Raw genomic sequence first — 10,067 nt, 5'->3', positions numbered from 1 at the left:
ATGGCCAGCATCGAGGACAAGGTGAAGGGCCTTGGCTTTGGCGCCGACGACTACCTTACCAAGCCGTTCCACAAGGACGAGCTCGTGACCCGCATCCAGGCGATTGTTCGGCGCTCACAGGGGCATGCCGAAGCCGTGGTTACGGTCGATGATCTCACGATCAACATTGACAAAAAGTTCGTCAAGGTCGCTGGAACCTCGATCAACCTCACGACCAAAGAGTACCAGATGCTGGAACTCCTTGCTCTGCGGAAGGGCACGGCGATCACCAAGGAGATGTTCCTTAACCAACTCTACGGCGGCATGGACGAGCCCGAGTTGAAGATAATCGACGTGTTCATCTGTAAGTTGCGTAAGAAGCTCGCCAACGCTAGCCAGGGCAAGAACTACATCGAGACCATCTGGGGCCGCGGCTACGTGCTGCGTGAGGGTGTGCCTGAGATGCGGGCTCTAGCGAGCTGAAGCGCCAATCCACAAGCTTCATGTGGTCTGCCACGAACCTGATCCGCCTTGCACCGCGCGATAGCCGCCGCGCTCCGGCTCCTGGCTTTGGCGCTCAACGATGCGGATGGGTTTGGTCCAACAGCGTTTAAACTGAATGAGATAGCATAGGACCATCGCGTGGCGGTCCACATGAACCCACTCGATTTTCGTGCCGTCGATGCAATGGCTTTGCGATACGGACGTGTCGTGACACTCCTCCGCGATGAGCAGCTTGCATAGACTGATCGGAACCATCGCCCGACACCGCCCATCGCCGGGTATTCGCTACGGCGTACCGTTGCTGCTCGTCACGTTCATGACGTTCGTGCGCTTCCTAGCGCCGGCCTATATCGCTCCCTTCCTCCTCTACATCCCCGTTCTGTTGGCGGGAAGCCTCGCCTTCGGCCGGGGGGCCGGAACGTTGGTCCTCACGCTCTCCACGCTGATCGCCACTTGGTTCTACACGCGCGACGGGAGCCTCGACGGTGTCGATGTCTCGCTCCTGTGTCAGTACGTCTTGATTGGCGCCGTCATGATCTGGATCTGCGACTCGCTGCGTCGGTCCGTTGTGCAGAACGAGGCGACGCTGGAGCGCCTTGACGGTGCGAACCGCACCCTTGTTAGCAACCAATCGGAATTGACCGCTGCTAATGCTCGGGCCGAGTCCGCGAAAGAGGCTGCCGAAGAGCACAGCCGGGCGAAGAGCCGGTTCCTAGCCAACATGAGCCACGAGTTGCGCACGCCGCTATCCGCGGTGATCGGCTATTCGGAGATGCTGGAGGAGGAGGCGGAGGAACTCGGCCAGGACAGCCTTCTCAAGGATCTCGGCAAGATCAAATCGAACGCCCAGCACCTCCTCGGGCTGATCAACGACGTGCTCGACCTGTCGAAGGTCGAGGCCGAGAAAATGGAACTGTACCCCGAGGACATCGACGTTGCCGCCTTCGTCACAGACGCCGCCGGCACCGTGGAGGCGCTGGTCGCCAAGAAGGGTAACGTCCTCGTGTTGGACGTGGCCGATGACGTGGGCCGGGCGCGCACCGACGCGACCAAGCTGCGCCAGTGCGTGTTCAATCTTCTGTCGAACGCGGCAAAATTCACCGAGGGCGGCACCATCACGCTGACGGCGGCCCGGGAGGTCAACTTGACCGGCGACTGGCTCCGTTTCACGGTGCAGGATACTGGCATCGGCATGAGCCCGGAGCAGGTCGGGCGCCTGTTCGAGCGGTTCACTCAGGCCGACGAGAGCACCACACGCAACTATGGCGGCACCGGCCTCGGACTGGCTCTAAGCCGCGCCTTCGCCCAGTTGCTCGGCGGCGACATCACTGTCGACAGCGTCGAGGGCAAGGGGACGAGCTTCACCCTCCGCATCCCGGCGGCGGCCCCCGAGCAGGCCATCGAGGCGGCACCGGCGGCTCCCGAGAACCAGATGACGGTGGGCGACCTCGTGCTGGTCATCGACGACGAGGCCAACCAGCGCGAGCTGATGACCCGGTTCCTCGAACGCCAATGCTTCGCTGTCCGCACTGCGGGGGACGGGCGCACTGGGCTCGACCTCGCCAAGTCGCTCAAGCCACGTGCGATCCTACTCGACGTGATGATGCCCGAGATGGACGGCTGGTCGGTGCTAGCCGCCCTGAAGGCAGACCCGGAGACTGCAGGCATTCCCGTGGTGATGGTCAGCTTCGTTGCCGACGCGGCGCTGAGCGCCTCGCTCGGAGCCATCGAGGCGGTACCGAAGCCGGTGGACTGGGCGCGCCTCCGGACGATCCTTGACCAGTTCCGGGCGGCCGACGGCGACGTGCTCGTGGTCGACGACGATGCCGATATGCGCCACCGGCTCCGGACGGTGCTTGAGCGCAACGGCTGGACCGTCCGCGAGGCTGGGAACGGCTGCGAGGCGCTCGACCAGGTCCGGCACGGCGTGCCACGCCTCGTGCTGCTCGACCTGACCATGCCAGTGATGGACGGGTTCTCGTTCCTCGACCGGCTCCGGGATTTGCCCGGCTGTACCGAGGTGCCGGTGGTAGTGTTAAGCGCTCGCGACGTCACCGCGGCCGAGCGTGACCGTCTGTCCGAAGCAGATCAAGTGCTGCGCAAGGGCGACACCAGCCTGCAGGACATTGCTACCGAGCTGCGCAAAATCGATAACCGCCAAACCGACGCTGTCGAACAAGATGCAGCAGGAGCGCCTTGTCGAATTTGAGAGTATCACCTTCTTTAATGCCCTGTGACATGCCGCGCCGCCCACTCGTCCACCGTCAGTTCCGGGCCGGTGACGCAGAGCACGCCGTTCGTGACGATGCCGAGGCCATCGGCGACCCACGCCTGCCAGTCCTCGACGCGGATGCCGGTTCCGAGGCATGAAGGACGATCGGTGAAAATCGCTGTGGGAGCGCCGGCACCAGCCCGCCTTCAGTTCATCCGGCCAGCGGCACACTCCTCAGCGACATAGCTGATGTACCAGTCGAGCTGTTCGGCGAGGCTGTGGTCTTCGAGGCTGGGTGAAGCCGGGAACGCCTCTGCGGCTCGGATAACGGCCCGGAGTTCGTTGCGAAGGCTGTCCAAGCTTGGACTACCGGCATCGGAGCAAAGACGGCCTACATCACGCCAGTCTCACCGTGGGAGAATGGCTACGCTGAAATCATCAATGCACGGCTTCGCGACGAACTTCTGAACGGCGAGATCTTCTACACACTCAGAGAAGCGCAGGTCGTCATCGAAAGCTGGCGACGTTACGACAACAGCGTGCGCCCGCATGCATCGCTGAGATACCAGCTGCCGGCCCCGGAGGTGTTCGTGCCAGCCTTCTCCGCTTAGCCGGCTGCGCTCGCCCGACCAGCTCCGCTGGCCAAGTTACTCGTGGCCCACCGTGCACTAACTTTACCCTTGGACCACCTCGTGGGGGCCGATCATCTGGCCTTGCAACACCGGCTGAGGATCAGTTGCCGATGGGGGCGCGCTTCATGCCGGAGCCGTTCTTGGACGAGATGCTGGTCAATGCCACGCAACGGATCATATCGGCGCGCGGCATTGGGCTGTGAAGGTCGCCTCGTCGGTTAACCGATCGAGGCGACACCGAGCTACACTGCTCAGGCAGTCGCGCGACCAGGCCGGCCCAAGCCGATGTCCCTCGCAAGCTGAGAGCGGGCTTCCGAGTAGCTCGCAGTGACCATCGGGTAGTCCGACGGCAGACCGAACTTCACCCTGTAGCTATGTGGGTCGAGACCGTGTCCGCTGAGATGACGCTTGAGCGTCTTGTACCGCTTGCCGTCAATGAAGCTGATGAGGGCGTCCGGCGTGATGGATTTTTTGATCTGTGCCGCGGTCGGCTGCTCGACGCTCTCAGCAGGAGCGCTGGTGCCCGCAGCCCCGGTGCCGCTGTAGAGGGTCAACAGAGCCTTATGAACGCTGCCGATGAAATTCGGAAGCTCAGAAACGGGGATGGAGTTGTTCGCGACGTAGGCGGCTACGATTTCGCTGGCCAGTGCGAGCGTTTCGGGGTTCTGACCCGGGTTTTCTTCAGTCACTTAGGTTGTCCTTCGAGTTCCCCTCTCGCGTGAGATCCTTCAATCTTCGTGCCAAATCAAGGCACAGCTTACGTCATATCGCGCGGGCCTGCTACGATCTACACGCATGATCTGCGAAATGGTTCGGGAAAGTGATCCGGGGCGTCCCTATGGGCGGCCCCGGCTCTTGCACATCGCTCCGCGGTAGCGATGGCATCAGACGAGATGCGTCTGGCTGTTCCCGGTCGCCGAAGCGTTGGGGTCGAGACCGTCGCCTGGCGCTGCTATGCTGGCCGTGTTGGCGCCGAGCAGGGGGCCGAGTGTCAGGGTCGCGCCGAGGATGAGCTTGTTCATGGAGAAGGGCCTTCTACGGCATCATACCGTAGGACCGGAACAGAGACCGTTACGCCAAGTTCCTGCGTGAACGTGCTTTGGGGGCGTTCTCGCGGTTTTATGAGGACACCCTATCGGCTTCAGTATTTTCCGCCAAGCTATCACTTGACGATCCGGCGGAGCGTGTAGAGCAGTAAGCCTCCTTTTGTGGAGGAGACGACCTTGGACGAACAAATCGAAACTCAATCGACCGATTTCATTGAACTCGCTGCCGACCTCGTAGCGGCTTACGTGTCGAACAACCGGGTGTCCGTATCTGAGCTACCTGGTGTGATTGCTTCCGTACACGCGGCCATGTCTGGCCTGGCCAACGCAGCGCCCGCCGAGCCCGCAGGCCCTGAGAAACCGACGCCGGCACAGGTCCGCAAGTCTATCACGCCGGACGCGCTGATCTCCTTTATCGACGGGAAGCGCTACAAGACGCTCAAGCGCCACGTTACCAAGGCCGGCCTCACGATAGAGACCTACCGCGCGCGCTACGGCCTACCGTCGGACTACCCGTCGACAGCCGCAAGCTACTCCGCTCAGCGTTCCGAGCTGGCGCGCTCCCTCGGCCTTGGCCAGCAACGGCGCAAAGCAGCTCCTAAGACCGCTGAGGCCGACGAGACGGTCTCTGAGGCACCCAACTCCCCCAAGGGCAAGCCGAAGGCCGCCAAGGCCGCCCCGAAAGCTCGCGGGCGGAAGAAGGCCGCTGAGAAGGCCTAAGGCCGCTCAGCGCCCCGTTCCGGCACACTGCGGCGCACGTCGCGGTGATGAGACCCTAACCGAACGCCGCCATCCTGCACACGGGCCATGTACTGTGTATCGGTCTAGTTGGTGAGATCCGGGGTTCCCCCGCCGCGTGAGCAGATCGCGGCGGGGCCGAACCGTTCGGCCGTCCAAGAAGCCTCGAGATGCCACCTCAGGATAGAACGCTCCTCACCGACGAAGCCCTCGATCAGTTCGCGCGCCGGTGGTTCGCGGACGTGCGGGCGGAGCATCCCGAACCGCGCTTGAGCAGTCAGCAGAGGGATGCAGCCGGCGAAGTCGGAGCCGGGGCGCTCGATTGGCTGTTCAGCGACGATGACGGCGCCGTCGCCGGGGCTGACGGCGGCGATTAAGGATGGGCAGATATCGCCGTTCTCAGCAGTCCCCCGCCTGAAACCGGGTACAACCTTACGGGTTGAGGAAGCGTCGCCGTTCGACGGCTGAGGCCTCTCCCATGTTCCTGATCGTATCCCTCGTGGCTGGCACCTTCGCGCTCGCCGGTTCCTTCTCGCTTATCGCCATCATCGCGGAGTGAGACGGATGGCGCCCGCCAGCCCGTAACCGGGCGGCGGGACCGAACTAGGGGGCGTAGAGCGTAGCGAGCTCGACGCGGTTGCAACGAATGCTCAGCGCGCTCCGGCGGCGCCCGTCGATGGGGTGCTCATGCCCGACGAGCTAGCGCCCGGCGAACCGGTCCCTGTGCTCATCCCGTTCGCTCCCGGGGCCGTCATCGGCGTAGAGCCCGTGCCGCCGCCGGCATTCGCCCCACCGGGAGTAGCGAGCTCCTTCGGCTGACCCGTGGCCGAACCGCCGGTGCTGCTGGTCCCCATCCCAGTTCCGGTCGTGCCGGAGGGGGCGGTCGCTTGCGCGAACGCAGCGCCGGACAGAGCCAGAGTGCACGAGGCGGCGAGTGCGAGTGCTCTAATCGACATAAATGTTCCTCACGCTGCGCCAATACCGGCGCGTTGATACTAAGACCAAACGTGCGCGAGGTTGCTTTTGTTCAATAATCTGTGTGCTCGTGATTGAGCCTTGCCCGCCTTGTAAGCTCTCGGCGAATTCGTCCCGCACCTTGCCGAACTGACCTAGGATCGTTGCGCTCTTAAGCTCGCCGGTCTCGTCGTTGGCCCCTACCTTCAGCGCCGTGGTGCCAGGCATCAGGCCGGCCATAGTTTCGATCCGGCCGTGTATCTACAGCCAAGGCAATGACCTATCAATTATGTCCCGCCCGGTTGCCCTAAGCGACCGGCTGATAGTCGAGCGCCGGCAGAGCAGCACCGCCTAGGGGGGCACCGTGCGGCCTCGCCGGCGCCGTCGCGAACCACTCAGCGCCGAGCCGAATTACCTTTGCTCTCGTCCTGAGCGAAGAGGACGGCATGGCCAACGATCTAGAGGGCTCAGAGACCGGTGAAGGCGTAGCGTGGCGGTCGTCCTACCGAGCCGTCCTATCCCTCGATGATGCCCGATCGAGCGTCGTCGTTATCGACGCCCCCCAACGATGGTGACGCGCTCGCGCTTGTGAGTTGGATCGCCGAGGGCCGCGCGTTCGAGCTTTAAAACGGCCGCACATGGATCGGCCAGTCCCTTCTGCGATAGCTCTCCGACCTCAGACGGACCGCGCCTCGGCCCGCTGCACCTGCAAAAGGCTCTGGGTGCCGCCGCGGGCATCGGGATACTGCAGCCGAACCAGTACGGCCGGACCTGCCGTGCCGCGATCGGCATCGAGGGCGGCGATGAGCGCACTGGCTTGCCCTTGCGGACCTGACCGGCGCACGGTGCCCGCATGTGCAACCTCTACAGCCTCGACAAGGGCCAGGACGCGATCCGCAAGGCCTTCGGGGTCGAGCGCGACGAGACTGGCAACCTGCCGCCGCTGCCGGCGATCTTCCCCGACCAGATGGCGCCGATCGTGCGCTTGGCCGAGGGCGAGCGCGCATTGGCGATGATGCGCTGGGGCTTCCCCTCGCCGTCGAGCAAGGGGCCGCAGCACCCGGTCACGAACGTGCGGAACGTGAGGTCGCCCTACTGGCGCCCGTGGCTGAAGCCGGAGCAGCGCTGCCTCGTGCCGGTGTCCTCGTTCAGCGAGTACGCGGACACGAAGCCGCGCAAGACCCCCGTGTGGTTCGCGCTCGATGAAGACCGGCCGTTGTTCGCCTTCGCCGGGATCTGGCGACCCTGGACAGGCGTGCGCGGTCCGAAGCGCGACGAGCCGGTGGAGGAGAAACACCGGCTCTACGCCTTCCTCACGACGGAGGCGAACGGCGTCGTCGGGCCGGTGCATCCGAAGGCGATGCCGGCGCTGCTGACCACGCCGGAGGAGTGGCGCATGTGGCTGGGGGCGCCGGTGGAGGAGGCTTTGTCTCTACAACGGCCCCTGCTGGACAAAGAGATGATGGAAGTGGAGCGCGGCAAGCGCACCGATACTGCTCAAAGCCGCGCTTAGAGCAGCTACTTCTTTGTAGCCAGGTAAGCGATTAGATCGTCAATTTTTTTGTCGTCCGGGTAGCCCGCAAAAATCATCTTCGTGCCGGGGACTTTGGCCTTGGGGTTTTTCAGCCATTCGTGCAGATTAGCTTCATCCCAAGTGATACCAGATGATTTCATAGCAGCCGAATAGTTTATCCTTCCTCAGAAGCTGACTTGCGCCCGACTACACCTGTCAGGTTCGGACCTACACCGTTTTTTCCAAACGCATGACACGCTTTGCAGGGAGCAAAGGCTTTCTCTCCTGCTACGATATCACCCTCAGCATGAGCGGCCATCGGAAGAAGAATAGTTGCTAGGGCACCGACGACAAAATGGCGCATGAATTTTCCTCGTAAAATGTTGTTAACGTCATCGCATCAGCTAAGGAAAAAGCTCGTATAACAACCTACCCGCGACGTTATGCAGGCCTTCAGTGGCGCAAATAAAGTTTCAGGGCGTATCGTCCGCGCCGACCATCCGCACGGTCGCGCCAAGCCGGCTCCAATCGAGCCCCTTCGTGACGTAGCGCTCATCTGCTCGGGCGACCTGCACGGGTACCGAAGCATGCCCCACGAAGCTCAGATTGCCTTGCACAGCCTGTTCGAGCTGCATCCGCACCGCGCCATCTGCTTGCGCGGCGAGGCCGCTCACGGTGCCGACTACGAGGATGCTGCGGGTTGGTCAGCCCCCATTGAAGTGGTCCGCCCTTTGGTGTGGCTTTTGAGCCTGGAGGACGGACGAGATGGCAAAACACCCGAAGCCCGAGGAGATCGTCGCGAAGCTACGTCAGGCGGACGCGCTGATGTCACAGGGCCAGAGCGTGGCCGATGCGATCCGCGCGCTCGGCGTGAGCTCGGTGACGTACTACCAGTGGCGGCGTGAGTTTGGCGGCCTGAAGTCGGATCAAGTTCGACGGATGAAGAGTCTGGAGACCGAGAATGCTCGGCTTCGAAAAGCCATCGCCGATTTGACGCTGGACAAGCTGATCTTGCAGGAGGCGTCCCGGGGAAGACGTCTCGAGCCCTGCGCGCCGACGCGCCTGTGTCGAGCACATCATGCGGACGATGACCGTCTCCGAGCGCCGCGCCTGTCGGGCGCTCGGACAGCATCGCTCGACGCAGCGCAAGGTACCGCGGGGCCGCGACGATGAAGAGGCGCTAACGGCCGATCTCGTGGCGTTGGCTGAGAAGTACGGACGCTATGGCTACCGCAAGATCAGCGCATTGCTGAAGGCGGCCGGTTGGTTCGTCAACGACAAGCGCGTCGAGCGCATTTGGCGGCGTGAGGGTCTGAAGGTCCCAGCCAGACAGCCCAAGCGGGGGCGGATCTGGGACAACGACGGCTCCTGCGTCCGTCTTCGCCCGGAACACCGCAATCACGTGTGGTCGTACGACTTCGTCGAGGCGCGCACGCATGATGGAAGCAATATCCGGATGCTCAACGTGGTCGACGAGTTCACCCATGAATGCTTGGCGATTCGGGTCGCCCGCAAGCTGAAGGCAACCGACGTCATCGATGTGCTCTCGGATCTGTTCATCCTGCGTGGCGTACCGAGCCATGTCCGTTCGGATAACGGACCGGAGTTCGTTGCGAAGATCGTACAAGCTTGGATCACCGGCGTCGGGGCAAAGACGGCCTACATCACGCCAGGCTCACCGTGGGAGAATGGCTACGTCGAAAGCTTCAACGCACGGCTTCGCGACGAACTCCTCAACGGCGAGATCTTCCACACACTCAGGGAAGCGCAGGTCGTCATCGAAAGCTGGCGACGTTACGACAACGGCGTGCGCCCGCATGCATCGCTGAGATACCGGCCGCCAGCCCCGGAGGTGTTCGTGCCAGCCTTCTCCGCTTGGCCGGCTGCGCTCGCCCGACCAGCTCCGCTGGCCAAGCTACCCGTGGCGGAGCGGCCCACCGTGCACTAACTTTACCCTTGGACCACCTCGTGGGGGCTGATCAGAGGCAAACGCTGATGCCGACCGCCCTTCCTCTTACAACCGATCGTCGGCTGACACTGCGCCAGACGAGCCGGCTCGCGTGCCTGATGTTGCTGGAACGCTACCTCGCCCGGCGGATGCACTGGGCCATGTTGCGGCAAACCCGGATCGGCGTAGCGGCCGGTGGCGGAGGTCTGCTCTACTTCACCCGGCGTTGGCTGGCCTGCCACGCCGAGATTGCTGCGCTGCTAGGCGGACCCGAGCGGGGTGACGTGGCTGAAGCTCGGGCTATTTTGGTAGGGTGTCGATGCCAGTGAACCACTGTTCGTAAGAACGCCGGGCACGGGGGCTAGTCTAGTTCATACGTCCACGGCGCGATCGGATATCTTTCTGAGCCAGCCGTCGCCCCAGCTCCAACAGCAACGCATCCGCACAGCTCTTCAGCCGTGGGTCCTGCATCTCGACGATCGCCTGTTGCGCAGCGATGGCGTGTTCGGCTGCGCGATCCAGCGCGCTGTCCTCATTCTCG

The 10,067-nt window shown here is 63.1% G+C and carries 12 protein-coding genes and 2 pseudogenes; 8 read left to right on the top strand and 6 right to left on the bottom strand.

The genetic code is table 11. The features are described from left to right. On the top strand, positions 1 to 462 hold a 462-nt coding region (locus tag MKK70_RS01015; protein WP_243945470.1), incomplete at its 5' end, for a response regulator transcription factor. 18 nt (positions 463 to 480) lie between these two features. Here MKK70_RS01015 and MKK70_RS01010 read toward each other — a convergent pair. Then, positions 481 to 738, bottom strand: a complete 258-nt coding sequence (locus MKK70_RS01010) for a hypothetical protein (protein WP_243945469.1) — start codon at positions 736 to 738, stop codon at positions 481 to 483. Between the two features lie 43 nt (positions 739 to 781). On the opposite strand from MKK70_RS01010, the gene MKK70_RS01005 reads away from it, so the two are divergent. Both MKK70_RS01005 and MKK70_RS01000 read left to right on the top strand, forming a co-directional pair. Then, positions 782 to 2,692 carry a hybrid sensor histidine kinase/response regulator gene (locus MKK70_RS01005; protein ID WP_243945468.1) on the top strand — a complete coding sequence of 637 codons (1,911 nt, stop codon included), beginning with the start codon at positions 782 to 784 and terminating at the stop codon, positions 2,690 to 2,692. 323 nt (positions 2,693 to 3,015) lie between these two features. Continuing rightward, positions 3,016 to 3,306, top strand: a pseudogene (locus MKK70_RS01000) (integrase core domain-containing protein); the annotation flags it as partial. Between the two features lie 272 nt (positions 3,307 to 3,578). Here MKK70_RS01000 and MKK70_RS00995 read toward each other — a convergent pair. Both MKK70_RS00995 and MKK70_RS00990 read right to left on the bottom strand, forming a co-directional pair. Then, positions 3,579 to 4,016, bottom strand: a complete 438-nt coding sequence (locus tag MKK70_RS00995) for a MucR family transcriptional regulator (RefSeq protein ID WP_243945467.1) — start codon at positions 4,014 to 4,016, stop codon at positions 3,579 to 3,581. Between the two features lie 195 nt (positions 4,017 to 4,211). Continuing rightward, entirely contained in the window at positions 4,212 to 4,349 is a 138-nt protein-coding gene (locus MKK70_RS00990; protein WP_187275516.1) for a hypothetical protein, read from the bottom strand. Between the two features lie 201 nt (positions 4,350 to 4,550). Between MKK70_RS00990 and MKK70_RS00985 the strand changes: the two genes are divergently transcribed. Both MKK70_RS00985 and MKK70_RS00980 read left to right on the top strand, forming a co-directional pair. After that, entirely contained in the window at positions 4,551 to 5,093 is a 543-nt protein-coding gene (locus tag MKK70_RS00985; protein ID WP_243945466.1) for a MucR family transcriptional regulator, read from the top strand. 188 nt (positions 5,094 to 5,281) lie between these two features. Then, on the top strand, positions 5,282 to 5,488 hold the full coding sequence (locus MKK70_RS00980) for a hypothetical protein (RefSeq protein WP_243945464.1): 207 nt from the start codon (positions 5,282 to 5,284) through the stop codon (positions 5,486 to 5,488). A 568-nt stretch (positions 5,489 to 6,056) separates the two neighbouring features. Here MKK70_RS00980 and MKK70_RS00975 read toward each other — a convergent pair. Further along, entirely contained in the window at positions 6,057 to 6,305 is a 249-nt protein-coding gene (locus tag MKK70_RS00975; protein WP_243945463.1) for a hypothetical protein, read from the bottom strand. A 613-nt stretch (positions 6,306 to 6,918) separates the two neighbouring features. Here MKK70_RS00975 and MKK70_RS00970 point away from each other — a divergent pair. Further along, entirely contained in the window at positions 6,919 to 7,578 is a 660-nt protein-coding gene (locus MKK70_RS00970) for an SOS response-associated peptidase (RefSeq protein ID WP_243945462.1), read from the top strand. A 5-nt stretch (positions 7,579 to 7,583) separates the two neighbouring features. Here the strand turns inward: MKK70_RS00970 and MKK70_RS00965 are convergent. Continuing rightward, positions 7,584 to 7,942 (bottom strand): annotated as a pseudogene (locus MKK70_RS00965) (c-type cytochrome). Positions 7,943 to 8,051: 109 nt separating this feature from the next. Next, positions 8,052 to 8,252 (bottom strand): hypothetical protein, encoded by a 201-nt coding sequence (locus tag MKK70_RS00960; protein WP_243945461.1) that lies wholly within the window; start codon positions 8,250 to 8,252, stop codon positions 8,052 to 8,054. 91 nt (positions 8,253 to 8,343) lie between these two features. On the opposite strand from MKK70_RS00960, the gene MKK70_RS00955 reads away from it, so the two are divergent. Together MKK70_RS00955 and MKK70_RS00950 are read left to right on the top strand one after the other, a co-directional pair. Beyond that, positions 8,344 to 9,526 (top strand): IS3 family transposase gene (locus tag MKK70_RS00955; protein ID WP_243945460.1). Its coding sequence is split into 2 segments (ribosomal slippage): positions 8,344 to 8,613 and positions 8,615 to 9,526, totalling 1,182 coding nucleotides; the frame shifts between segments, so codons are not numbered across the junction. A gap of 47 nt (positions 9,527 to 9,573) precedes the next feature. Continuing rightward, positions 9,574 to 9,855, top strand: a complete 282-nt coding sequence (locus MKK70_RS00950; RefSeq protein ID WP_243945459.1) for a hypothetical protein — start codon at positions 9,574 to 9,576, stop codon at positions 9,853 to 9,855. The last annotated feature ends 212 nt before the right edge of the window (positions 9,856 to 10,067 follow it).

It is taken from the genome of Methylobacterium sp. E-041 (assembly GCF_022829665.1).
In the GTDB taxonomy this organism is placed as follows: domain Bacteria; phylum Pseudomonadota; class Alphaproteobacteria; order Rhizobiales; family Beijerinckiaceae; genus Methylobacterium.
The sequence above is the reverse complement of the archived record's forward strand: the minus strand, read 5'-3'. Positions and strand labels throughout refer to the sequence as shown.

Excerpts from the sequence above, each read along its gene's own strand:
- MKK70_RS01010 (WP_243945469.1), bottom strand. The coding sequence starts at position 738 with ATGGTTCCGATCAGTCTATGCAAGCTGCTCATCGCGGAGGAGTGTCAC.
- MKK70_RS00990 (WP_187275516.1), bottom strand. The coding sequence starts at position 4,349 with ATGAACAAGCTCATCCTCGGCGCGACCCTGACACTCGGCCCCCTGCTC.
- MKK70_RS00980 (WP_243945464.1), top strand. The coding sequence starts at position 5,282 with ATGCCACCTCAGGATAGAACGCTCCTCACCGACGAAGCCCTCGATCAG.
- MKK70_RS00975 (WP_243945463.1), bottom strand. The coding sequence starts at position 6,305 with ATGGCCGGCCTGATGCCTGGCACCACGGCGCTGAAGGTAGGGGCCAAC.
- MKK70_RS00970 (WP_243945462.1), top strand. The coding sequence starts at position 6,919 with ATGTGCAACCTCTACAGCCTCGACAAGGGCCAGGACGCGATCCGCAAG.
- MKK70_RS00950 (WP_243945459.1), top strand. The coding sequence starts at position 9,574 with ATGCCGACCGCCCTTCCTCTTACAACCGATCGTCGGCTGACACTGCGC.